This window comes from Kitasatospora sp. NPDC056446, from assembly GCF_042796115.1.
Lineage (GTDB): Bacteria > Actinomycetota > Actinomycetes > Streptomycetales > Streptomycetaceae > Kitasatospora.
In genome coordinates this window covers 123,703-145,949 of the sequence record NZ_JBHTRF010000012.1, presented here as the reverse complement: position 1 = coordinate 145,949, position 22,247 = coordinate 123,703, and the positions used below count along the sequence as shown (strand labels likewise).

Sequence of the window (22,247 nt, the reverse complement as noted above, 5' to 3'; positions counted from 1 at the left end):
AGTAGTCTGCCGATGACTCAGAATGAGGAGGATGTTCGTGGAATCCAAGGACACGGCCGGCGAGGTGCGGATTCTCCAGCCGTTGCCCGGGCGCACGGGGGACGAATCGCAGACGTTCGACCTGAGGCTCGCGCGCCTGCTCCGCCTGCTCGGGACCGAGGTCGCGCCCGGCGCCGACTACCAGGGCGCGGCCCGATGGGAGGTCCACAAGGCGGTCGCCGGACGGTCCGACCTGCCCGAGGAGTACTTCGAGGCGCTGCTGGAGGCGGCGGTCCACGACCCCAACCCGAGCTTCAACCGGCGCTTCGTGGAGCCCGCCCTGCTCGCCTTCGGGCAGCGCAGAGTCCGCCTCGCCCTGCTCGGCTACCTGCGCACCGGCACCGATCCGGAGCGGGCCGGTGCCGCGCGGGCCTGGTACTGGACGGCCCTGTCGGTCGGGGACGGCCGCAACGGCGCCGCCGCCGACGAGGGCGGGAGCATCCGCGACACCTGGTACGAGACGGCGCTCCGGGAGTTCGTCGCCAACGCGGACCTGGATGTGCGCCGCTGCATCCTCCCCGGCCTGCCGCTGGTGCCGCGCGCCTACCCGGCGGAGCTGCACGGGCTGGTCGAGGCGGCGGTCGCCATCGCCCGCTCGCACCCCGACGAGTACATCCGTCACCGCGCCGAGATCCAGGTCGGCCTCTGACGTTTTCGGACGCCCCCGTTCCGGGTGCGCGCGCCGAGGTGTGTGCCCGGAGCGGGAATTCCCGGCGGGCCGTTCAATTCGCCCACGATCCGGCGAATCGCGCGCCAACCGGCTTTCCCGGCCGACTGATTCGCGAGCCCGCCGTCCGGTCGTGCCGATTCCGATCGACCGCCACCGATCCCGGGGCCCGGCCGCCCCGGCGTGACGACCGGAAGCCGCCGGGGTCGACGGCGGGCCGGGGCGAGCGGAGAACCCGTCGACCCCGAACTCCTCGCCCCGGCCGGGAGATCCACCCGGGCCCCGCTCCCTCCGCGGGCCGCGCCGATCACCGGGGGCACTCCGACCACCAGGCGGAACGCGGTGGCGCCGGCCGGCCCGGACGTGTGATCGTTTGCCGCATGCAGAGCTTCCGCTCCTTCGACGGGTCCCGGATCGCCTACGAACTCGCGGGCGGGGGCGAGCCGTTGGTGGTGCTGCCCGGAGGGCCGGGTTCGGACGCCGGCTACCTGGGCGGCCTCGGCCCTCTCGCCGACCGCCGCCGACTGGTCCTGCTCCATCCACGGGCCACCGGCCGTTCCGCCGTGCCGGAGGACCGCTCCACCGTCTCCTTCGTCCGGCAGGCCCGCGACGTCGAGGAGTTGCGCCGCCACCTCGGTCTCGAACGCCTCGACCTGCTCGGCCACTCGGCCGGCTGCCTGACCGTCCAGGAGTACGAGGCCGCCCACCCCGCGCGGGTGCGGCGCGCCGTCCTGGTCACCCCGGTCGGCCGGGCCGGGCGGCGGCCGGACGAGGACGAACTGGCCGCGATCCGGGCCGGGCGCCGCGACGAACCCTGGTACCCCGACGCCGCCGAGGCCGAACGCCTGCTGGCCGAAGGCCGCGCGACCGGCGCCGAACTCGCCGGACTGCAACGGCGGATCCTGCCGTTCTTCTGGCACACCTGGACCGACGGCCGCCTCGCCGAGCACCGTCCCGAGCACGCCACGACGCTGCCCTGGTACCGCGAGGCCTTCTACGCGGGCTCCGCCGACGCCCTTTCCCGGCTGCCGTACGGGGAACGGCCGGCCGCCCCCGGGTCGGTGCCGACGCCCGTGCTGGTCCTGGCCGGCGCCTTCGACGGCATGATCGGCACCGCCCCGGCCCACGCGGTGGCGGCGGCCCTGCCGGACAGCCGCCTGGAGGTGCTGCCGTACTCCGGCCACCGGCCGTGGACCGAGGAGCCCGAGCGTTTCGCGACACTCGTCGACGACTTCCTGAACGAGCCCCGCTGAGGCACCCCTCGGGGCGCCCCGGCGGCTGGGGTCAGGGTTTGCGGGCCACCGCGCCGTACATGCTGACGCGGTCGGCGCCGTGGGCGGGGGCGGTGTCCGGGCGCCAGAGGGGGACGGTGACCACGCCGGGGGTGAGGAGGTCGAGGCCGTCGAAGAAGGTGCGGACCTCCTCGCGCGAGCGGCCGACGAGCGGTGCGGTGGCCTTGTCGTAGACGCCGGTGACGCGGTCGCGGATCTCGCGCGGGATGAAGTCGGCGGTGCCGTGGGACAGGACCAGGTGGCTGCCGGAGGGCAGTGCGTCCAGCAGGGTGGCGACGGCCCGGTAGGGCTCGTCCTCGTCCCGGAGGAAGTGCAGGACGGCCGCGAGGACCAGGCCGACCGGCCGGGAGAAGTCGAGTAGGTCCGCGGCGCGGACGGCGTCCAGCAGGTCGGCCGGGCGGCGAAGGTCGGCCTGGATCACGGTGGTCCGGCCGGGCCCCGCGCCGGCCATCAGGGCACGGGCGTGGCTCAGCACGATCGGGTCGTTGTCGACGTAGACGACGCGGGCGCCCGGGTCGGCGGCCTGGGCGATCTCGTGGGTGTTGCCGGCCGTCGGGATGCCGGTGCCGATGTCGAGGAACTGGTCGGTGCCCGTGTCGGCGACGCAGCGCACCGCGCGGGTGAGGAAGCCCCGGTTGGCGCGGGCGGTGGAGCGGAACTCGGGGTTGGCGGCGAGCGCCTTCTCGGCGGCGGCCCGGTCGGCGGGGAAGTTGTCCTTGCCGCCCAGGTAGTAGTCGTACATCCGGGCCGGGTGCGGGATGTCGGGCCGCAGGTCGGCCGCGGTCGCGGCTCCGCCGGGCTCCCACATGTCCTCGTATCCCACGGCTGCCGCCCCTCTGCCTGTCAAACCCGTCACGTTCGGAACGCCTTCATGAGTCCATACGTCGGATGACCCACTTGTGGCTCACCTGTTCACGGTCCGGCGCTCACGGCCTTGCTGGCGGACAGCCTAAAGCCCAGGTCATGGCCTTGCCGCCGGTTGGTCGGGTCACCCCCGTATGTCCCTTTCGTCTAGCCCCGCCTCCGAGCCCGCTCCCGGTCCCGCCTCCGGTCCCGGCTCCGCCCCCGCTTCGTTCCGCCCCGGCCCCCTCCGCCCCCTCCGCCCCCTCCGCCCCCGCCTCCCGTCGGCGCGCGCCCCCGCCCCGCCCGGCGCAGGATGGAGGACCGGGGGCAGCTGAACGTCGGGCGACGGGAGGTCCGGGCCGTGGTGATCGCAATGGCAGACATCCGCGAGTGGCGCGGCCACGCCGTGGTCGACGAGAAGGACCACCGGATCGGCTCGCTGGAGTCGGTGTACGTGGAGACCGCGACCGACGAGCCGTTCTTCGCCACCGTGACGGTCGGCTGGGCCGGGCGCCGCCGCCTGGTGTTCGTACCGTTGGAGGGTGCGGTGGTGGGGCCGGAGTACGTGCGGGTGGCGTACTCGAAGAACCAGGTCAGGCAGGCTCCGGCGATCGGCACCGACGACATCCTGCCGGCCGAGGACGAACCCGCCGTGTTCGCGCACTACGAGCTGCCGTACGCGACCGGCGCGGGCGGCGAGCGGCGTCTGGCCCGGCGCTGACGCCCACGTCGCACCGGCCGCCGCCGGTCCCGGGAATGAATACCCCACCGGGTACAGTTGTCCATCGACAGTCGATGTGAAAGGCGGCCCCGACATGCAGGTGGACGAGGAGGCGGTCGGCGCGGTCCTGAACCGGCTGCGTCGCGCGCAGGGCCAGTTGGCCGGAGTGATCGCGATGATCGAGGCGGGCCGGGACTGCAAGGACGTGGTGACGCAGCTCGCCGCCGTCTCGCGCGCCCTGGACCGGGCCGGGTTCAAGATCGTCGCGAGCGGTATGCGCCAGTGCATGGCCGCCGCCGACGAGGACGCCGCGCCGATGAGCGAGGCCGAGCTGGAGAAGCTGTTCCTCACCCTGGCCTGACCGGGGGAGGGTGCACGGCAGCGGAGGCGGCAGTGCCGCAGGAGGGCTGCGACGGACGATCCGTCGCGGCCCTCGTCGTGTGTGCGCGGAAGTTCCCGTACCGCCCGACGCTCCGTCATGCGTCGTTCATCCGCAGGTCGCCGGGTTTCGGATGAATGAGCGCGCCCGCAGTTGTACAGCCAACTGTCCTGTACAAGCCGCTGCGGCGCGCCCTCCCCCTCCCAGCCTCCGTGACCAGCCGCACCCGGCCCCGAGGAACCGTCCCCCGGCGGTCCCGGCCCCGGGGCGGCGGACAGGACAACCGTGGCCGCAGGCAGCGCCCTGACCCGCACCGCATCCACCGACCCGACCGAAGGCGACCGGCTCACCTTCCACTGGAGCACGGACGCCCCCGACGCCAAGAACTGGGTCGGCATCTACGACGGCAGCAGGCAGCCCGGCAACGGCAGCTCGCTCCTGTGGAAGTACGTCCCGGGCACCTCCGGCGACGTCCAGCTCGACACCTCCGCGCTGACCGGCGGCCCGTACACCGCCTACCTCCTGGCCAAGGACGGCTACGGCATCCTCGCCCAGGCCGCCCCGTTCGGCTTCCGCCCCAAGCCGGCCGTGGTGCGCCCGCACGCCGCCGTCGACTCCTTCACCGCCACGCCCGTCGCCCCCGGCGCCGCCGTGCAGGTCAGGCTCGGCGGGCTGTGGTCGCGTCCGGCCGGAAACGCCCCCGGCTCGGCCTCCTACCGCAAGCTGAGCGGCCCGGCCTGGGCCTCCGTCAGCGCCGACGGCACGCTCGGCGGCACCGCTCCCGCCACCCCCGGCCGCAACCCCGAGGTGGTCGTGGTCGGGGTGAAGGACAGCACGGGCGCCACCGACACCGTCACCGTCCTGGTCCCGGTCGTGGACCCGGCCGCCCCGCCGCGCCTCAAGGCCGCGAGCTGGAACCTGCACGACGCGGGCGCGTCCCACACCGACGCGCTGGAGAAGCAACTGCGCGTGGTCCTCGCCCAGGGCCTGGACGTGCTCGCCCTCCAGGAGACGGCGGGGGAGCGGGCGAAGACCCTGGCCGACGCCCTCGGCTGGTACGCCTACCAGAGCCCGGGCAGCATCGGCATCCTCAGCCGCCACCCGCTCTCGGACGTCACCGGGCCCACGGCCGACCTGCCCGCCGCCGCGGCCACCCTCCGGCTGCCCGGCGGTCGCACCGTCCGCTTCTGGGCCGCGCACCTGGACGAGGCGGGCTACGGCCCCTACGCCGTCCAGGACGGCGCCACCGCCGCTCAGGCGGAGGCCGCCGAGAACGGCTCGCTACGGGCGAGGCAGGCCAAGGCGCTGGCCGCCGCCGTGCGCGCGGACATCGCCCGGCGCACCCCGGTCGTCCTGGCCGGTGCGCTCTCCTCGCCCTCCCACCGGGACTGGACGGCCGCCACCGCCGCCGCGCACCACGGCGCCGGCCCGCTCGCCTGGCCGGTCACCGTGGCCCTGGAGGCCGCCGGACTGACCGACACCTTCCGCGAGGAGTACCGCGACCCGGCGAAGGCCCCGGGCGCCACCTGGTCGCCCACCCGCAAGCGGCGCGGCGACCGGCCCGAGCCGCAGGACCGCGTCGACTACGTCCAGTACGCCGGCCCGCTCAAGCTGGTCGAGGCGCACACCCTGGTCGCCGACTGGCCGCAGCCCGAGCCGAACGCCGCCGCCAACGAGTGGCCCTCCGACACCGCCGCGGCCGTCGCCACCTTCCAGCTCTGAGAACCTCCAGCTCCGAGAGGCCAGTCCGTCATGCCCGAGCTCTCCCGCCGCACCTTCGTCGGCGCCACCGCAGCGGTCGGTGCCACCGCCCTGACCGGCCTGGCAGCCGCCCCGGCCGAAGCCGCCCCCACCCCCGCGCCCGGCGCCACGACCGGTGCCCCGCTCACCGGCACCATCAAGGACGTCAGGCACGTCGTCGTCCTGATGCAGGAGAACCGTTCCTTCGACCACTACTTCGGCACCCTCGCCGGCGTCCGCGGCTTCGGTGACAAGCAGGCGCTGCAGTTCCCGGACGGCGGCGACGTGTTCCGCCAGCCCGACAGCCGCCGCAGCGACGGCGGCGCGATGCTGCCGTACCGGATGGACACCGCCAAGTACAACGCGCAGAACGCCGGCGGCCTCCCCCACGACTGGGCGACCGGGCACCAGGCCATCAACAACGGCGCGATGAACAAGTGGATCGCCGCCAAGGGCGAGCGCACCATGGGCTACTTCACCCGGGACGACATCCCCTACCAGTACGCCCTGGCCGACGCGTTCACCGTCTGCGACGCCTACTTCACCTCGCTCGCCGGCCCCACCGACCCCAACCGGCTCTACCTGTGGACCGGCACCTCCGGCCCCGGCCGCGACGGCACCACCGGCCCGTGGATCGACAACACCCCGGTCACCGACAACCCGGTCGCCGACTGGACCACCTACGCCGAGCGCCTCCAGGCCGCCGGCGTCAGCTGGCGGGTCTACCACAACCCCAGCAAGGACGACCGCACCGGCGACTACGACGACAACGCGCTCTCCTACTTCAAGCAGTTCCACGCGTTCCCGCACGACGACCCGCGCTACGTCAACGCGATGACCAAGTTCGACCCGACCGACTTCGACCGCCACTGCAAGGACGGCACCCTGCCGACCGTCTCCTGGCTGGTCGCGCCCTACCTGTTCTCCGAGCACCCGGAAGCCGGCCCGGCCTACGGCGCGCACTGGGTCGACCAGGCCCTGCAGTCGCTGATGGCCAACCCGGACGTCTGGCGGCACACCGTCTTCCTGGTCATGTACGACGAGAACGACGGCTACTTCGACCACATGGTGCCGCCCACCCCCGAGCCCGGCACGCCCGAGGAGTTCACCCAGGGGCGGGCCATCGGCCTCGGTAACCGCGTCCCGCTCTGGGTCGTCTCGCCCTGGTCGCGCGGCGGCTGGGTCGACTCCCAGGTCTTCGACCACACCTCGGTGCTGCGCTTCATGGAGCTGGTCACCGGCGTGGCCGAGCCCAACATCTCGGCCTGGCGCCGGGCCGTCTGCGGCGACCTCACCAGCTGCTTCGACTTCGCCGCCCCGGACCACTCGCTGCCGAAACTGCCCGACACCAAGGCCCTGATGGCCAAGGCCGACGCGGGCACCAAGCTGCCCGGCGTCGTGCTGCCGGCCGTCGGCGCCCAGTCGATGCCCGTCCAGGAGCGCGGCGAGCGCCCGCACCGCCCGCTGCCGTACCAGCCGTGGGCCGAAGCGGAGGTGGACCGCACCACCGGCGCGGTCACCTGCACGATGAGCAACGACGGCTCGGTGGCGTTCCCGTACACCGTCTACCCGAACATCCTGCTCCCCTTCGCGGGCACCCCCTACACTGTCGCCCCCGGCGCCACCGCCCGGTACGTCTGGGACGCCGCCGCCACCGACGGCCGCTACGACTTCACCGTCCACGGCCCGGACGGCTTCGTCCGCCGCTTCGCCGGCACCGTCGTACGGGACGGCCAGGGCGGCCGGGAGGGCCAGAACGACATCGGCGTGCCGATCGTCACCGCCGACCTGCGCGGCAACGGGAAGCTCGTCCTCCAACTGGCCAACGACGGGATGACCGACGTCGCCTTCACCGCCGCGCCCAACGACTTCGCGGGCAGCGCGCAGACCGTCTGGGTCAAGCCCGGCAAGCAGACCTCCGTGACCTGGCCGCTGGACAAGCAGGGCCGCTACGACGTCGTCGTCACCGCGCACACCGGCCAGCGGTTCGTCCGGCGCTACGCGGGCTGGATGCACTGAGGGGTCTCCGACGATCGCGGGCCGACGGCCCGGCCACGCCCGGGGGCGCCGAACCGGTGACCCCCGGCCGTGGCTCGGCCCCGCTGTCGGAGCCCGCGGATAGGGCCTGCCCTAGCGTCGGACCCATGCAGAAGATCAGCACCTTCCTCTGGTTCGACGACCGGGCCGAAGAGGCCGCCACCTTCTACACCTCGCTGTTCCCCGACTCCCGCATCACCCGCGTCACCCGCCACGGCCGGGCCGGGCCCGGCCCGGCCGGCTCGGTCATGACGGTCGACTTCGAGCTCGCCGGACGGGAGTACGTGGCCCTCAACGGCGGGCCCGTGTTCACCTTCACCGAGGCGGTCTCGCTGCAGGTGGAGTGCGAGGACCAGCAGGAGGTCGACCGGCTGTGGGCCGGGCTCACCGCCGACGGCGGCGAACCCGGCCCGTGCGGCTGGCTCAAGGACCGCTTCGGCCTCTCCTGGCAGATCACGCCGAAGGTCCTGCTCGACCTGGTCGGCGGCGAGGACCGGGCCGCGGCGGACCGCGTGACGGCGGCGATGCTGCGGATGGGGAAGCTGGACATCCGGTCGCTGCTCGACGCGGCCCGGGGCTGATCCGGTGACCGCCCGCACCCACCGCGCCGTCGTCTACCTGCGCGCCACCCCCGGGCGGGTCTGGCACGCGCTCACCAACGCCGACGAGTCCGGCCTCTACTGGGGTCACCGCAACGTCTCGACCTGGCTGCCCGGCGCGCCCTGGGAGCACCAGCGCGCCGACGGGTCCGGGATCGCCGACGTCATCGGCACCGTCGAGACCGCCGACCGCCCGCACCGGCTGGTCACCACCTGGGCCGGGCCGGAGGAGCGGCGCCCGCGCGGGCCCTCCCGGGTCATCTTCGAGCTGCAGGGCTGGCACGACCTCACCCGGCTCACCGTCACCCACGGCGACCTCGCAAACGAGGCCGAACGGGCGGACGCCGAGCAGGGCTGGTCGGCGGTGCTCTCCAACCTCAAGACCTACCTGGAGACCGGGCACCCGCTCCCGCAGCAGCCCTGGCTGATGCCCTGATGCCCTGACGTCCTGACGACTTGATGCCGCGGCGCACTGATGCCGCGACGCCCGGGAGCGGGTCAGCGCCCGGCCTCCGCGGCCGGGCGCTCCGTCGTTCCCCGCTCCCGGCCCCGCCCCCGCCCGGGCCCCCGTCCCGATCCCCGCCCCGGTCGGCGCTCGCCGCGGAGGAAGCGGCGCAGCCCGGCGAACCGCGCGAACCGCTCCCGGTTCGCCACCGAGGCGCGGTCCAGCTCCTCCATCAGCCGCCGGCCGCGGTGCTCCAGGTCCAGCTCGTCCAGGATCCGGTCCACCTCGGCCAGTATCGAGCCGTGCAGCTGCCAGGCCTCCGGATGCTCCTGGACCTTGCGCAGCAGCACCTGGGCGACGTTCTCCCGGCAGGCCCAGGCGGCGGCGAGTTCGGCGGCCAGCCGGCCCTCCGCCTCCTCGGCGTCACGGCTCACCTGGGTGGTCACCAGCACCGCGAAGCTCACCATCGCCCCGCCGACGTGTTCCAACAGCTCCTCCAGGCCCACCGCGACGTCCGGCGGGAAGAGCCGCTCGCCGGGGGTGCGCCGCTTGGCCAGGTCGGTCAGCGAGCGGGCCAGCACCCGCACCACCACGACGCAGATCTCCAGGGTGTCCAGCCCGGTGCGCAGCACCAGCCGGGACAGCAACCCCTCGCTGATCCGGGGGTTGAACCGCAGGCTGTCCTCGGCCTGCCGCAGCGCCGCGTCCACCTCGGCGATGGCCTGGTCCAGCCGGCGGGCCTCGTGCAGCCGTTCGGCGGCCCGGGCGACCGGGGTGGGGCTGCCCAGCTCCTCGGCGATGTCCTGCAGCAGCCGCCGGGCCCGCCGGGCCAGGTCCTCGATCGACTCCCCGGCGGTGTCCACCCAGACGGGCGGGGCGAACAGCAGGTTGAACAGCAGGCCGACGCAGGCGCCGATGAGCGTCTCCAGCACCCGGTCCCAGGCCTGCGAGGCGAGTTTGGTGACGCCCAGGATCAGCATCGCGCTGATCGCGACCTCCTGGACGAACTCCTCGACCCGGACGAACCGGCCGACGACCAACGAGGCCAGGATGATCAGTCCGAGGCTCCACCAGGAGAGCCCGACCACGGCGCTGAAACCGATCGCGATCAGCACGCCGACGACCACCGAGGTGACCCGGCGGACGCTGGTCTTGAGTGTCGAGTAGACGGTGACCTGGACGACCAGCAGGGCGGTCAGCGGCGCGGTGAGCGGGGCGGGCTCGCTGCTCAGCCGCGTCGCGACCGCGTAGGCGATGGTGGCCGCGACGGTGGCCCGGACGGTCTGGACCACGAAGGGCTCTCGGGCGCCGCGGCGGATCAGGGCCGTGAGTGACTCCGGGAGAAGGGCCATGTCGCCCTTCTTTCCCCGCAGCCGCCGTTCACACCGTCCATCGGCCCGCCCGGCACCCGTTTGCCCGGGCGGACGGCCGGTTCCGGCCCTTCTGCGGCCTTTCTGCGGCCCTCCTGCCGCCCTTCGGCCGGCCGGACTAGCGGGCCTGGTCGTCGCGGTTGAAGCGCAGCTTCCAGGGGGCGAGGGCGGACTCGACCTGCACACCCATGCTCATCTTGGAGGCGCCCTCGATCCGCTCCTCGAAGCGGATCGGCACCTCGCGGATCGTCATGCCCCGCTTGACCACCCGGTAGTTCATCTCGACCTGGAACGAGTAGCCGTTGCTCTGCACGGTCGGCAGGTCGATGGCGCGCAGGGTGGTCGCGCGCCAGGCCTTGAACCCGGCGGTGGCGTCCCGGACGCCCAGGCCGAGGATGGTGTTGACGTAGAGGTTGGCCCAGGCCGACAGGGCCTTGCGGTGCCAGGGCCACTCGGCGGCGGTCGAGCCGCCGGGCACGTAGCGGGAGCCGATCACCACGGCGGTGTCGTCGGTGAGCAGGGTGCGCACCATCTCGGGTATCGCCGAGGAGGGGTGCGAGAGGTCGGCGTCCATCTGGATCACGACGTCGGCGTCCTCGTCGAGGGCGCGGGCCATGCCGGCCAGGTAGGCGCGGCCGAGGCCGTTCTTCTCGGTGCGGTGCAGCACGCCGACGGTGCCGTCGGAGTCCGCGGCGAGCTTGTCGGCGATCTCGCCGGTGCCGTCGGGCGAGTTGTCGTCGACCACCAGCAGGTGCAGGTTGGGCACCGGCAGCTCCGCGAGCAGGCCCGCGAGGACCGGGAGGTTCTCCCGCTCGTTGTACGTCGGGACAACCACGACGACCTTCGAGGAGGCCTCGACCATGTTCTGTTTCCCCCGTGACCTGTCGGTCGACACGAGTGCCGACCGGTCGGTGTACCCGGGCGGCTGCGCTGAATCGGACCGGGGGAGTCTATCCGGGGCGTACGGCGGCTCCTGCGGCGGGCGGGTCGCTCGGGGCGCGGCCGGTGGGTCCGCCAGGCGGCCGAAAGGCCGTTCGATCACGATGCGGTACCGGCTGTGACCAGCCGGTTCGGCCGAGCCCCGCCCCAGCCGGTCCGCGCCGGTCGGCCCGGTCCGCTACGCGCCGCCGTAGACGGCGGCGAGGTTGTCCTGGGCCGGGCGGGTGCGGCCCGCCGGGCCGGCGGCGAAGGCGCGCAGGACGTTCTCGGTGACCTTGCGGACCAGGTCCCCGGCCCGCGCGTCGATGCCGTGGTCGGCCTTGCCGCCGCCGGGGCCGTTGGCGTCCAGGGTCTCGACCCAGCGCATCGTGCCGGAGGCGAACACCCCGGCGCCGCTCGGCACGGTGTAGTACGCGGTGTCCGCGTGGGAGCGGCGGCCCTCGCAGACCACGGGGGAGTGCGCGATCACCTCGATCGGGCGCGGGGTGGGGAAGGCCGTGTTCACCCGGTCGTACTCGACGCCGACCAGGTGCGGGAAGGACGCCCCCGCCGTGACGCCCGTCCCCTCGAAGGCCCAGTGGCCGGGCGAGGTGACCACGTACGGGGCGTCCACCGGGTAGCCGTCGTAGATCACGCCGAGCAGCGAGCTCTCCGGGTCGGCGCCCGGGCCGCTCCGGAAGTCGGTGGTCGCCGGGGCGCCCGCCTGGTGGCCCGGGTCCTGCGCCCAGGCGTCCTTGTAGCAGACCACGGTGCGGTCGGGGCCGAGCTCGGTGGGCTCGAAGCGGACCCGGCGGAAGCAGCAGTTGGCACCGAGGACCGCCAGGTTCGTCCCGGCGTCGCGGGCCGCGGCCACCCCGGCGCGCTGCTCGGGGGACCAGTACTCGTCGTGGCCCAGGGACACCACCGAGGCCGCGCCGGCCAGCAGCCCCGGGTCCCGCGCCACGTCGATGCCGGTGGTGTAGGCGAGCGGCAGGCCCAGCCGCTCGGCGAGGGCGATCAGCGGTGCCTCGTAGACCAGGAACAGCCCGGCGCCGTGGTCGTAGTCGTACGGCCGGTCGAAGACGACCTTGAGCGAACGGGTGGCCAGTCCGCCGGTCGGGCCGTTGTAGAGGCTGTGGCCGCCCCACTCGTTGTAGGCCTGCCAGGTGGCCGGCGCGCTCATGATCACGGTCTTCCCGGCGGTGGCGGCCGAGCGGACGGTCAGCGGAACGTAGCGGTGGCCGACGCCGTCCTCGGTGTCCAGCCGCAGCAGGTAGGCGCCCTCGGGCCAGCCGGCGGTGTCCACGGAGAGGGTGCGCTGCCAGCCGGTCAGCACGGTGCGGGTCACCGGGTCCACCCGCGGCGCGGGCTGTGCGGCGCCGGGGACGTGCTCGCGGCGCCAGACCAGACGGGCGCGGGCGCCGCCGTACCAGCCCATCCGGTAGGCGGAGACGGTGAAGGCGGCGGCGGGGGTGGAGACGTGCAGGCCGAAGGGCTCCCCGGGCAGGACGCTGACCCGGTCGGCGAAGCCCTCGATGGCGGAGGCCGGTCCGGGGTCGGTGATCTCCCAGCCGGGCGTCCCGGGAAGGGACTGCTCGTGCGCCAGGCCGTCCGCCGGCCCGGTGTGCCGGGCCTGGGCGGGGCCGCTCGGGCCCGTGCCGCCCGCCGCGCTGCCGTCCGAGCCCGTGCCGGGGCCTGGGGCGGCCGGCCGGTCGGCGGAGGCGCGTCGGGCGGGCGCCGGGTCCGCGTCACGGGTGCCGCAGGACGTGGCGGCGGCCGCCAGCAGGCCCAGGCCCAGAATTCCCCGCCGACTCGGTACCGTCACCGCGGCCTCCCTGTGGTTCGCAGATGTGTCGACCGGCCCGCACCGGTCCGGTGCGTCAACCTAGTGCGTCAATGTGACGGACATCCTCACCCGTCCCGGAGGGCGCGCACCGGCCAACGCGCCGGGCCCCGGGCACGGCCGGACGCGGTACGCGACCCGGGAGGGCCGTACGGGCGCACCCTGGCGTGTCGGCCCGCACGCATCCCGGGCGGCGGCGAACCGGTCCCCTAGCCTGACCAGGCCCGCCGTCCGGCGGCCACCGGGGAGCCGGGCCGTACGGGCCCGGCCGAGTTGTGGACAGGGGTGCGCGTGGTGTCGTCGGGTTCGGCCGAACCGGGGGAGCCGTCCCGGACGAGCGGCGGACGGTTCCGGGCATGGATGCTGGACGGCCTGGCCGACATGGCCAAGCAGCACCCCGGCCCGCACGCCGAGGCACCGCACGTGAAGGGCCAGCGCTGGTGGCGGGTCATGTGCCTGACCGGCCTCGACTACTTCTCCACCCTCGGCTACCAGCCCGGCATCGCCGCGCTCGCGGCCGGCCTGGTCTCACCGCTGGCGACCATCGTGCTGGTCCTCGTCACCCTGCTCGGCGCGCTCCCCGTCTACCGGAGGGTCGCCCAGGAGAGCCCGCACGGCCAGGGCTCGATCGCGATGCTGGAACGGCTGCTGTCGTTCTGGCAGGGCAAGCTCTTCGTGCTCACCCTGCTGGGCTTCGCCGCCACCGACTTCATGATCACCATCACCCTCTCCGCCGCCGACGCTACCGCCCACCTGGTGGAGAACCCGCACCTGCACAGCGCGCTGACCGGCAAGCAGGTCATGCTGACCCTGATCATGATCGCCCTGCTCGGCGGGGTCTTCCTCAAGGGCTTCGGCGAGGCGATCGGCCTGGCCGTGGTGCTGGTCGCGGTGTACCTCACCCTGAACGTCGTGGTGGTGGGCAACGGGCTCTGGCACGTGCTCAAGGCCCCGCACGTGTTCAGCGACTGGACGGACGCCCTGACCGTCGAGCACGGCAACGCGATCGCCATGATCGGCGTCGCGCTGACCGTCTTCCCGAAGCTGGCGCTCGGCCTGTCCGGCTTCGAGACCGGCGTCGCCGTGATGCCGCACATCGAGGGGGACCCGGACGACACCGAGGAGAAGCCCACCGGCCGGATCCGCGGCGCGCGGAAGCTGCTCACCACCGCCGCCGTGATCATGAGCTGCTTCCTGATCACCACCAGCTTCATCACCACGCTGCTGATCCCCGCCGACCAGTTCAAGCCCGGCGGACAGGCCAACGGGCGGGCACTCGCCTTCATCGCCCACGAGTACCTGGGCAGCACCTTCGGCAGCATCTACGACCTGTCCACGATCGCCATCCTCTGGTTCGCCGGCGCCTCCGCGATGGCCGGACTGCTCAACCTGATGCCGCGCTACCTGCCCCGCTACGGCATGGCGCCGCACTGGGCCCGCGCCGTACGGCCGACCGTCATCGTCCTCACCCTGATCGCGTTCCTGGTCACCTGGATCTTCGACGCCAACGTGGACGCCCAGGGCGGCGCGTACGCGACCGGCGTCCTGGTGCTGATCAGCTCCGCCGCGATCGCCGTCACCATCGCCGCGCACAAGGCCGGGCAGCACGGCTGGCGGGTCGGCTTCGCGGTGATCGCCGCCGTGTTCCTCTACACCACCGCAGTCAACATCGCCGAGCGGCCGGACGGCGTCAAGATCGGCGCCTGCTTCATCGCCGGGATCATGCTGGTCTCCTTCCTCTCCCGGCTCAAGCGCGCCTTCGAACTGCGCGTCACCGACGTGGTGCTGGACGACGTCGCGGAGCGCTTCGTCCGGGACTACACGCACCGCCCGCTGCGCCTGATCGCCAACGAGCCGAACAACCGGGACCTCGCCGAGTACCGCGACAAGATGCACCAGATCCGCCGGGACAACGACATCCCGCCCGAGGACGACCTGGTCTTCGTCGAGGTCACCGTGCTCGACCCGTCCGACTTCGAGGCCGAACTGACCGTGCGCGGCGAGGTGCTGCACGACCGCTACCGGGTGCTCTCGCTGCAGAGCTCCAGCGTGCCCAACGCGCTGGCCGCCCTGCTGCTCCAGGTGCGCGACCTCACCGGGCAGCAGCCGCACATCTACTTCGAGTGGACCGAGGGCAACCCGTTCGCCCAGTTCCTGCGGTTCTTCCTGTTCGGACAGGGCGAGATCGCGCCGGTCACCCGCGAGGTGCTGCGCGAGGCCGAACCGGACCGCTCACGCCGCCCGGCCGTGCACGTCGGCTGAGCGGCGTCCGGCCGCCAGGCCGCGCGGCCCGGGGGCTGGGGCTGGCGGTCAGCGGGACTGGCGGGACTTGGTCCAGGCGGGTGCGACGAAGGCCACCAGGGCGACGGCGAAGCCGAGTTGGAGGATGTGGCGGATCCAGTCGATGCCGGAGGTGTGACGGACGCCGATCCAGCCGGAGACGGCGTTGCCGAGCCAGGCCCCGGCCGCGCCGAGCAGCATGGTCAGCCACCAGGGGATCGACTGCGGCCCGCGCAGGATCAACTTGGCGAGCACGCCGAGCACGAAGCCGATGAGCAGAATCCACAGGAGCTGGAACATCGCAGTCCACCTTCCGGGCGCCACCGGAGCGGACCGGTGCGCCGAATCGCCGAAGACGCGGTTCGTCCCATGATCACCCGGATCGGCCGAACGGGCATGTCGACGGGCGGTCCCGCAGGTCAGCGACATGGTGGCAGGCCGCGCCGGGGGTGAGCGAAGGTATCGCGCCGCCGGCCGGTCAGTCCTCCCGCACCGCCGCGACGGCCTCGCGGACGTCCGGGTGCGGATCGTCCGCCAAGCCGTCCAGCAGTTCGGCGGTGCCCGGAGTGGACCAGCCGCCGACGGCCCAGACCAGCTCCTCCCGCACGTCCGGGTCGGGATGGGCGGCCAGCCGGGCGAGGCGGTCCACCGGGCCGCGCCGGCGCCGCCCGAACCAGTGCAGCGCGGCCTTCAGTTCGGCCGGATCGCCCGGGTCGCCGGCCGCGTCGATCCGGGCGAGCAGCACCGGGACGGGCGGCAGCGGGCCGTCCAGCGGATCCTGGTGGCGTTCGCGCAGCCGCCGGCTCCCGTACCCGCCGCGGACCGCGCAGCCGAAGCAGACGCAGGGCCGGGTGCCGTGGGCGTTCGGGACGTAGCGCCAGCCGGCGACCTGCGGCACGGCACGGATCCGGTGCACCTCGCGGGCGCCCACCGGGCGCGGCAGGAACACCTCCCAGCCGCGCGGGTCGGCCAGTGCGCCGATCCGTCGGACCGCCTCGGCGGCGGACACCGACTGCTGGGCGCCGGCGGCGCGGTCCCGGTAGTGCCCGGTGAGGACCTCCTGCGCGTCGTCCAGCCGGACGTGCACCGCGACCAGGGAGCCCTTGGGCCCGAACCGGGCCAGCTCGCGCAGCCACTGGTGGGTCAGCGTGTACGAGGGCAGGACGGGGAAGCAGTAGAGGCCGCGCGCGCCGCCCTGGCCGCGGCTGTCGGCCCGGATCCCGGCGCGGCGGATCCGCGGCGCGTTGGCCGCTGCGGTCAGGTGCACGAACATCGCCATGGGCGGTGATGCTACCGGGCGGCCGGGCCGCGGCCCGAAGGGTTTTCGGGTGCGGCCCGGCCGGTCCTGGGGCCCGCCTGAACGGGCGCCGGCGTGGCTACCGGTCCGCGGTGAGCCGGCCGGCCGCGCCCCAGTTCTCCGCCGGGTACTCCTGCACGAAGACGAACACGCTCTCGGCGGGCACGTCCAGGGCCGCCACGAAGGCCTCGGTGACCTTCTTGACCAGCTCGCGCTTCTGCCCGACCTCGCGCGGGCCCTGCTGAATGGTGACGATCGGCATCTTCGGCTCCTGACCGGGTAGTCCTGCTGGGGTTCGTACCGGTGTTCCCGCCGGGTTCTCCGGCTGCGCCCAGTCCACCCGATCGGAGCGCCCGCACCCAGACCCGATTCGCTCCGGCAGCGATCACGAATCCTGATCGTCCCAGGTCGGGGCCGTCCGGTGGCAGGCTTCCAGGAGCAGTCGGGGGAGCGGGGCGGAGCGCCGGACGGCGACCGAGGTCGTCAGGGCCAGCGGGGTCCGGCAGGGGCGGAAGGCGACCCGGTGGGCGTTCACCATCCGGGCGTTGGCGGCGTACACCACCGTCCACATCGGGGCTCCGGTGCCGATGGAGGCCAGGGTGTCCTGGAGGGAGCCGTGGGGCGGCCCGAGGACCGGCCGGAAGCCGGCCCGTTCGCAGGCCTCCGTCACCAGGTCCACCAGTGCCGGGTGGTTACGGCGCTCGGTCAGCCGCAGCGGCAGGTCGGCGAGGTCCGCGAGATCGACCTCGGGCCGGTCGGCGAGCGGGTGCCGGGCGGGCAGCGCGAGCACCAACTCGTCCTGCCAGACGGGCAGGAACCGCAGGTCGGTGCTGCTCCCGGCGATGGCACCGCGCACGAAGGCGGCGTCGAGGCGGCCGTCCGCCAGCCGGGCGAGCCGTTCCCGGACCGGGGCGGAGTGGAGCTCGACGCGCACGCCGGGGGCCTGCTGCTGGTAGGTGTCCAGGATCCGGTCGAGGCGCTCGCCGAGCCCGGTGATGGTGCCGAGCCGGAGTGCGGCGGGTGCGGCCAGGTCGGCGGCGAGGGCGCGGGCGGCGTCCTCGGCGGCCAGGACGCCCCTGGCGGCGGGCAGGAAGCGCTCCCCGGCTGGGGTCAGCCGGACGTACCGGGGCGAGCGGTCGAACAGCTCGACCTTCAACTCCCGCTCCAGGCGCCGGACCTGCTGGCTCACGGCGGGCTGGCCGAGCAACAGCCGCTCGGCCGCGCGGCCGAAGTGCAGCTCCTCCGCGACGGCGACGAAGCAGCGCAGCTGCCGTAGTTCCATGGGGTCCCCCTTGCTCGATGAGTCGACGGGTCGACAGGCCGACGGGTCTGCGGGTCGACGGGCCTGTAGGTCGATGGTCCGCAGGCTGATGGTCCGCAGGCCGACCGGTCCGGATGGCGGTCAGGCGCCGGAAGGAGGCTGGTCCTCGACCTGCGCGCGGCGTTCGATCAGGGCGGCCAGGCCGTCCAGGATGCGTTCCAGGCCGAAGTCCAGGGCCTGGTCGCGGCCGTCCGGATCGGCCATGGCCGCCGCGACGGCGGGGTAGCGGTCGGCGTTCTCCCGCACCACGGCGCCCAGGAGGGCGAGGAGTGCGGCCTCCGGGGAGCCGGACGGGCCGGCCGCGCGGGACTGCTCGGCGATGCCGCGCACATGCCCGGCGAGCAGGACGGCGGCGTCCATCCGCTCGGGGCCGGTCAGCCCGTGGCCGTCGAGTGCGGCCACCACCCGTTCCAGCCAGGCGAGTTCCTTCGGGCCGACCACCCGGGGGCCGTTGGTGGCGTCCAGCAGCCACGGGTGTCGGACGAACAATCTGGTCAAGTGGTGGGCCCAGTCGAAGAGTTGCTTCCGCCAGTCGGTTCCGGTGGCGGGCGCCGGAGGCTCGTCGAGGGCCGACTCCACCATCAGGGCGACGAGTTCGGCCTTGCCGGGGACATAGCGGTAGAGCGACATCTTGGTGAAGTCGAGCAGCCCGGCCACCTTCTGCATCGACACCGCGCCCAGGCCCTCCGCGTCGGCGGCCTCGACGCCGGCGGCGGCGATCCGCTCCAGGCTGAGGGCCGGTTTCGGCCCCCGGGTCGGCCTGGCGGGCGGGCCCCAGAGCAGCCGCACCGTGTCGTTCGCCGCCTCGCCCATCGTCCGCTCCTGTCCTGGGGTGCCGCGGCGCGGGCCGCCGCCTCGGGGGTTGCCCGTCCGCTCCAACTGTGTCTACCGTACACAGCAGCGAATAGTGTCCATCGGACACAGTTTCTCGATCCTCGGACGGAGCGTTTCCATGAGCACCAAGGTCCTGATCTCGGGCGCGAGCATCGCCGGCCCCGCGCTGGCCCACTGGCTGGGCCGGTACGGCTTCGACGTCACCGTGGTCGAGCTCGCCCCCGCGCCCCGCGACGGCGGCCAGGCCGTCGACTTCCGCGGTCGCACCCACCTGGGCGTGCTGGAGCGGATGGGAGTGCTGGACGAACTCCGCCCGCTCGGCACCGGCGGCAGCCCGATGACCTTCCTGGCCGCCGACGGCCGCCGACTGCTGCACCTGCCCGCCGAGTTCGCGGGCGGCGAGCTGGAGGTCCCGCGCGGGGAGGTCGCCCGGCTGCTGTACCGGCACAGCCGCGCCCGGGCCGAGTACGTCTTCGGCGACTCGATCACGGCACTGGAGGAGACCCCGAGCGGCGTCCGGGTCGCCTTCCGGCACGCCGCGCCGCGCGAGTTCGACCTGGTGATCGGCGCCGACGGGCTGCACTCCAACGTCCGCCGACTGGCCTTCGGCCCGGAACGGCGCTACGTCCGCCACCTCGGCTACTACGCGGCCACCTGGGAGCTGCCGAACGACCTCGGACTGCCGCCCGGTGCGGTGGGCCTCAACGTCCCCGGCCGGCTGATGTCCGTCGGTGCCGACCACCGCGACCCGCGCCGGGCGGGCGCGTTCTGCCTGTTCGCCTCACCCGTACTGCGCTACGACCGGCACGACCGGGCGCAGCAGAAGGCCCTGGTCCGGAACGCCTTCACCGGCCTCGGCTGGCGGGTGCCGTACCTGCTGGAGACCCTGGACGCCGCCCCCGAGCCGTACTTCGACTCCATCAGCCGCGCGGACGTGCCCACGTGGTCCAGCGGCCGGACCGCCCTGATCGGCGACGCCGCCTGCGGAGCGACCATCGGCGGGATGGGCACCGGGACGGCGGTGGTGGCCGCGTACGTCCTGGCGGGTGAGCTGGCCCGGGCGCGGGGCGACCACCGCGCCGCCTTCGGCCGGTACGAGGCACTGCTGCGCGGCTACGCGCAGGGCTGCCAGAAGGGCGGCGACCGGACCGGGCCGTTCCTGGCGCCCCGCACGGCGACCGGGCTGCGCTTCCGCAATGCGCTGCTGAACCGGCGGTGGGCGCTGGAGAAGATGCTGGAGCTGGGGAAGCAGGTCAGCAGCGTCGAACTCCCGGACTACGAAGCGCAGTTGTCCGGAAGGTCCGGCGCGGGGGGCTGACGGGCGGGATTCGGGCGTCGTGGGAGGTCGTGGGCGAGCCGGGCCGAGCTCAGTGCGGCGGGGCGATGCGGGCACCGTTGTCCAGCAGCGCCTCCACCTGGACCGCCGCCCGGGCGGGGCGCTCGACCGCGAGGGTGCGGTCCGGGGAGGGCCGGTCGGCGGACCAGTCCGGTCCCTTGACGGTGAGCCGGGTGACCCGGCGGCTGCCCGCCGCGAGCAGGTACTCCGAGCCCTGCGGGGAGCGCCACCACGTCCAGGCCACCGTGTCCTGCTCGAACCGGCTGCACCCCCGGCCCGGGCCGCCGCCGGTGCGCTGCGGACCGCGGGCGGTCGGCAGGACGACGGCGGTGGCCGCACTGCCCTCGCCGGTCCAGCGGTCGGCGCGCAGGCAGACCCAGGAGGCCGAGCCGGCGTTCTGCGGCAGCGGCTGGAGCGCGAAGGCCCACAGGTTGAGCTGCTTGACGCCCGGTTTGCCGTCCGGCACGGCGCAGCCCGCCCGGGCCCAGGCCAGCAACGCCTCCTGGCCGGTCGCCTCACGCGGCTCGCGGGCCGGCTGGGCGGACTGGGCTGACGGGGAGGATTGGGAGGACTGGGCGGACGGGGTGCGATCGGACTGGGAGCGGTCCGGCGGCGGGGTGTAGGTGAGGTGCGCCGGGACGAGCCCGCCCAGGTCAGCCAGCAGGAAGGCGTGCTTCTCGGCGATCACGGGGGAGGACCGCAGCTGGAGCACGGTGGCGCCCTGGCAGTCGGCGAGCCCGCCGCCGGGGGCCGGGGCGGTGACGCCGTCGGGGTGGTCCAGCGGGCGGGCCGGGGTGTCGGGCTGGTCGATCCGGCGGGTCTCGGCGGAGTCCACCCAGGGCGCCAGCAGGTACCGGACGGCGGTGCCCTGGCGGAGCAGCGCCACCGCGCCCGCCGTGGTCACGTCCGAGTCGTCGGCCCGGGCGAGGTCCAGGCCGCCGTCGCGCCCGTCCGTGAAGCGGGCGATCCGCCGGCCGTCGTACAGCACCACCACACCGGTGCCGTCCACCGTCCCGGCGAACAGCAGCCGTGGCGCTTCGACGGGCGGCGCGCCGTCCGTACCCGGTTCCGCGTGGGTCTGCGGTCCGGGCCGCGCCCAGGAGGCCAGGGCGCGGCCGAGCAGCGCGGTGTCCTCGCGACGGTCGCCCCGGGCGGGCCAGGCGGTGAAGTCGACCCGGGCGGTGTGCTGCCAGGCGTCGGGCGCCACTCGGACCAACCGGGCCGGGTCGACGGCGCCCGACGGAGCCGCCGCCGGACGGGCCGGTGCCGCGGCGCCGGAGCCGCCCAGCACGGCGGCCGTGGTGGTCAGCCCGAGCACGCCGACCGTCAGCGCCGCGGTGAGCGTACGGCGGCGGCGCAGCAGGTCGGTGGGCTGCACCCGGACCGCGCACGGGTCGAAGGCGGGCGGCTCCGGGGCCGGGCCGGACGGGACCCCGGCGGCAGCGGCGACCGCCTCGCCCGGCCGCGCCACCCCGGCCTGCCGCAGCACCTCGGCGGCCCGCTCCGCGTCCAGCCCCTCGACCGTGCGCAGGGCGAAGGCCGCCCGGGCCGGGGCGTCGAGCGCCGAGAGCGCGTGGTCGAGCTCCGCGTCCTCCTCGCCGCCGTGCGGGGTGAACAGCCGCAGGCCCCACACCCGGGGTGCGAACAGCCGGGCGGACGGACGGGGCCGCAGGGCGGTGCGCAGGACCCGCAGGCGCAGTGCCGCGTACACCGGGTCCGCCTCGGCGGCGGCCGGTTCGGCTCGGTCGGCGGGGGTCGCCTTGTCGGCGCGGTCGGTGTGGGCGGTGCGGTCGGTGGTGCCGGTCCGGTCGGTGCCGGTGCTCCGGCTGGTGTGACCGCTCCAGCGGAAGGGCAGGGCGCGCTGGGCGGCGGCGTGGGCGGCGAGGACCCGGCTGTGGCGGTCCCGGTCGGCGGGCAGGGCCAGGTACGCGAGCCGGACCAGCCTGCGGTAGTGCCGCACCAGCGCGGCCTCCGCCTGTGCCACCGGGCGCGCCCCGACCCCCTGGGCCGGCGGCGGCCCGCCCGCTGTCCGTCCTGCCAAGGGAAGCCTCCAGGGAGCCGTGGTGTGGTGGTGCTGTCGTTCGGTGGTCTGTCGTGGTGGACGGTCCAACGAGTCGATCATGTGATGGTTGCGCCGTCCGGGGTGACCGGCGGGGGCTCGGGGGGCCTCCGGCGGGCCACCGCTGGAAGAACGTCCGGTGCGCGGAGGCCGTCCGGCCGGCCCCGACCAGCGGTGATGCCCGTCGGCCCGGTCCGGCGGGGGTGTCGCGTCCGGCGCGGGCACCC

At 74.4% G+C, this 22,247-nt stretch carries 20 protein-coding genes; 10 read left to right on the top strand and 10 right to left on the bottom strand.

The genetic code is table 11. From position 1 onward, the window contains the following. Positions 1-37: 37 nt before the first annotated feature. Complete coding sequence (locus ACFQ6N_RS11275) at positions 38-688, top strand: hypothetical protein (protein WP_380648516.1); 651 nt, start codon at positions 38-40, stop codon at positions 686-688. Positions 689-1,086: 398 nt separating this feature from the next. Beyond that, entirely contained in the window at positions 1,087-1,959 is an 873-nt protein-coding gene (locus tag ACFQ6N_RS11270) for an alpha/beta fold hydrolase (protein WP_380648514.1), read from the top strand. 31 nt (positions 1,960-1,990) lie between these two features. Here ACFQ6N_RS11270 and ACFQ6N_RS11265 read toward each other — a convergent pair whose 3' ends face one another. Continuing rightward, positions 1,991-2,806, bottom strand: a complete 816-nt coding sequence (locus ACFQ6N_RS11265; RefSeq protein WP_380648547.1) for an SAM-dependent methyltransferase — start codon at positions 2,804-2,806, stop codon at positions 1,991-1,993. Positions 2,807-3,214: 408 nt separating this feature from the next. On the opposite strand from ACFQ6N_RS11265, the gene ACFQ6N_RS11260 reads away from it, so the two are divergent. From ACFQ6N_RS11260 to ACFQ6N_RS11235, 6 genes are all read left to right on the top strand, one after another. Beyond that, positions 3,215-3,562, top strand: a complete 348-nt coding sequence (locus ACFQ6N_RS11260; protein ID WP_380648512.1) for a PRC-barrel domain-containing protein — start codon at positions 3,215-3,217, stop codon at positions 3,560-3,562. Positions 3,563-3,656: 94 nt separating this feature from the next. After that, positions 3,657-3,923 carry a metal-sensitive transcriptional regulator gene (locus ACFQ6N_RS11255; protein ID WP_380648511.1) on the top strand — a complete coding sequence of 89 codons (267 nt, stop codon included), beginning with the start codon at positions 3,657-3,659 and terminating at the stop codon, positions 3,921-3,923. 303 nt (positions 3,924-4,226) lie between these two features. Then, positions 4,227-5,663 (top strand): endonuclease/exonuclease/phosphatase family protein, encoded by a 1,437-nt coding sequence (locus ACFQ6N_RS11250; RefSeq protein WP_380648510.1) that lies wholly within the window; start codon positions 4,227-4,229, stop codon positions 5,661-5,663. Between the two features lie 30 nt (positions 5,664-5,693). Beyond that, complete coding sequence (locus ACFQ6N_RS11245; RefSeq protein WP_380648509.1) at positions 5,694-7,700, top strand: phosphocholine-specific phospholipase C; 2,007 nt, start codon at positions 5,694-5,696, stop codon at positions 7,698-7,700. A 125-nt stretch (positions 7,701-7,825) separates the two neighbouring features. Continuing rightward, the gene (locus tag ACFQ6N_RS11240; protein ID WP_380648508.1) at positions 7,826-8,299 is read left to right on the top strand and encodes a VOC family protein; all 474 of its coding nucleotides are present in this window, start codon (positions 7,826-7,828) and stop codon (positions 8,297-8,299) included. A gap of 4 nt (positions 8,300-8,303) precedes the next feature. Then, positions 8,304-8,753, top strand: coding sequence for an SRPBCC domain-containing protein (locus ACFQ6N_RS11235; protein WP_380648506.1), 450 nt, complete (start codon positions 8,304-8,306; stop codon positions 8,751-8,753). 62 nt (positions 8,754-8,815) lie between these two features. On the opposite strand, the gene ACFQ6N_RS11230 is transcribed toward ACFQ6N_RS11235, so the two are convergent. From ACFQ6N_RS11230 to ACFQ6N_RS11220, 3 genes are all read right to left on the bottom strand, one after another. Further along, positions 8,816-10,114 carry an aromatic acid exporter family protein gene (locus ACFQ6N_RS11230; RefSeq protein WP_380648504.1) on the bottom strand — a complete coding sequence of 433 codons (1,299 nt, stop codon included), beginning with the start codon at positions 10,112-10,114 and terminating at the stop codon, positions 8,816-8,818. A gap of 136 nt (positions 10,115-10,250) precedes the next feature. Beyond that, the gene (locus ACFQ6N_RS11225) at positions 10,251-10,994 is read right to left on the bottom strand and encodes a polyprenol monophosphomannose synthase (protein ID WP_380648503.1); all 744 of its coding nucleotides are present in this window, start codon (positions 10,992-10,994) and stop codon (positions 10,251-10,253) included. Positions 10,995-11,249: 255 nt separating this feature from the next. Then, positions 11,250-12,875 carry a N,N-dimethylformamidase beta subunit family domain-containing protein gene (locus ACFQ6N_RS11220; protein WP_380648502.1) on the bottom strand — a complete coding sequence of 542 codons (1,626 nt, stop codon included), beginning with the start codon at positions 12,873-12,875 and terminating at the stop codon, positions 11,250-11,252. 378 nt (positions 12,876-13,253) lie between these two features. Between ACFQ6N_RS11220 and ACFQ6N_RS11215 the strand changes: the two genes are divergently transcribed. Then, entirely contained in the window at positions 13,254-15,155 is a 1,902-nt protein-coding gene (locus tag ACFQ6N_RS11215; RefSeq protein WP_380648501.1) for an amino acid transporter, read from the top strand. A gap of 48 nt (positions 15,156-15,203) precedes the next feature. Here ACFQ6N_RS11215 and ACFQ6N_RS11210 read toward each other — a convergent pair whose 3' ends face one another. The 5 genes from ACFQ6N_RS11210 to ACFQ6N_RS11190 all read right to left on the bottom strand — a co-directional run bounded on the left by ACFQ6N_RS11210 (position 15,204) and on the right by ACFQ6N_RS11190 (position 18,604). After that, a complete protein-coding gene (locus ACFQ6N_RS11210) occupies positions 15,204-15,473 on the bottom strand; it encodes a GlsB/YeaQ/YmgE family stress response membrane protein (RefSeq protein WP_380648500.1) in 270 nt (89 codons plus the stop codon). 178 nt (positions 15,474-15,651) lie between these two features. After that, on the bottom strand, positions 15,652-16,452 hold the full coding sequence (locus tag ACFQ6N_RS11205) for a HEAT repeat domain-containing protein (protein ID WP_380648499.1): 801 nt from the start codon (positions 16,450-16,452) through the stop codon (positions 15,652-15,654). A 97-nt stretch (positions 16,453-16,549) separates the two neighbouring features. Beyond that, positions 16,550-16,732 (bottom strand): 4-oxalocrotonate tautomerase DmpI, encoded by a 183-nt coding sequence (dmpI, locus tag ACFQ6N_RS11200; RefSeq protein ID WP_380648498.1) that lies wholly within the window; start codon positions 16,730-16,732, stop codon positions 16,550-16,552. A 123-nt stretch (positions 16,733-16,855) separates the two neighbouring features. Next, positions 16,856-17,752 (bottom strand): LysR substrate-binding domain-containing protein, encoded by an 897-nt coding sequence (locus tag ACFQ6N_RS11195; protein ID WP_380648497.1) that lies wholly within the window; start codon positions 17,750-17,752, stop codon positions 16,856-16,858. A gap of 120 nt (positions 17,753-17,872) precedes the next feature. Then, positions 17,873-18,604 (bottom strand): TetR/AcrR family transcriptional regulator C-terminal domain-containing protein, encoded by a 732-nt coding sequence (locus tag ACFQ6N_RS11190; RefSeq protein WP_380648496.1) that lies wholly within the window; start codon positions 18,602-18,604, stop codon positions 17,873-17,875. Between the two features lie 139 nt (positions 18,605-18,743). On the opposite strand from ACFQ6N_RS11190, the gene ACFQ6N_RS11185 reads away from it, so the two are divergent. Beyond that, complete coding sequence (locus ACFQ6N_RS11185) at positions 18,744-19,943, top strand: FAD-dependent monooxygenase (RefSeq protein ID WP_380648495.1); 1,200 nt, start codon at positions 18,744-18,746, stop codon at positions 19,941-19,943. 49 nt (positions 19,944-19,992) lie between these two features. On the opposite strand, the gene ACFQ6N_RS11180 is transcribed toward ACFQ6N_RS11185, so the two are convergent. After that, positions 19,993-21,945, bottom strand: a complete 1,953-nt coding sequence (locus tag ACFQ6N_RS11180; RefSeq protein WP_380648494.1) for a hypothetical protein — start codon at positions 21,943-21,945, stop codon at positions 19,993-19,995. Positions 21,946-22,247: the final 302 nt, after the last annotated feature.

Coding starts and splice junctions, on each gene's coding strand:
- dmpI (WP_380648498.1), bottom strand. CDS start 16,732: ATGCCGATCGTCACCATTCAGCAGGGCCCGCGCGAGGTCGGGCAGAAG.
- ACFQ6N_RS11265 (WP_380648547.1), bottom strand. CDS start 2,806: ATGTGGGAGCCCGGCGGAGCCGCGACCGCGGCCGACCTGCGGCCCGAC.
- ACFQ6N_RS11190 (WP_380648496.1), bottom strand. CDS start 18,604: ATGGGCGAGGCGGCGAACGACACGGTGCGGCTGCTCTGGGGCCCGCCC.
- ACFQ6N_RS11205 (WP_380648499.1), bottom strand. CDS start 16,452: ATGGCGATGTTCGTGCACCTGACCGCAGCGGCCAACGCGCCGCGGATC.
- ACFQ6N_RS11240 (WP_380648508.1), top strand. CDS start 7,826: ATGCAGAAGATCAGCACCTTCCTCTGGTTCGACGACCGGGCCGAAGAG.
- ACFQ6N_RS11215 (WP_380648501.1), top strand. CDS start 13,254: ATGCTGGACGGCCTGGCCGACATGGCCAAGCAGCACCCCGGCCCGCAC.
- ACFQ6N_RS11230 (WP_380648504.1), bottom strand. CDS start 10,114: ATGGCCCTTCTCCCGGAGTCACTCACGGCCCTGATCCGCCGCGGCGCC.
- ACFQ6N_RS11255 (WP_380648511.1), top strand. CDS start 3,657: ATGCAGGTGGACGAGGAGGCGGTCGGCGCGGTCCTGAACCGGCTGCGT.
- ACFQ6N_RS11225 (WP_380648503.1), bottom strand. CDS start 10,994: ATGGTCGAGGCCTCCTCGAAGGTCGTCGTGGTTGTCCCGACGTACAAC.
- ACFQ6N_RS11210 (WP_380648500.1), bottom strand. CDS start 15,473: ATGTTCCAGCTCCTGTGGATTCTGCTCATCGGCTTCGTGCTCGGCGTG.
- ACFQ6N_RS11195 (WP_380648497.1), bottom strand. CDS start 17,752: ATGGAACTACGGCAGCTGCGCTGCTTCGTCGCCGTCGCGGAGGAGCTG.
- ACFQ6N_RS11270 (WP_380648514.1), top strand. CDS start 1,087: ATGCAGAGCTTCCGCTCCTTCGACGGGTCCCGGATCGCCTACGAACTC.
- ACFQ6N_RS11185 (WP_380648495.1), top strand. CDS start 18,744: ATGAGCACCAAGGTCCTGATCTCGGGCGCGAGCATCGCCGGCCCCGCG.
- ACFQ6N_RS11260 (WP_380648512.1), top strand. CDS start 3,215: ATGGCAGACATCCGCGAGTGGCGCGGCCACGCCGTGGTCGACGAGAAG.
- ACFQ6N_RS11245 (WP_380648509.1), top strand. CDS start 5,694: ATGCCCGAGCTCTCCCGCCGCACCTTCGTCGGCGCCACCGCAGCGGTC.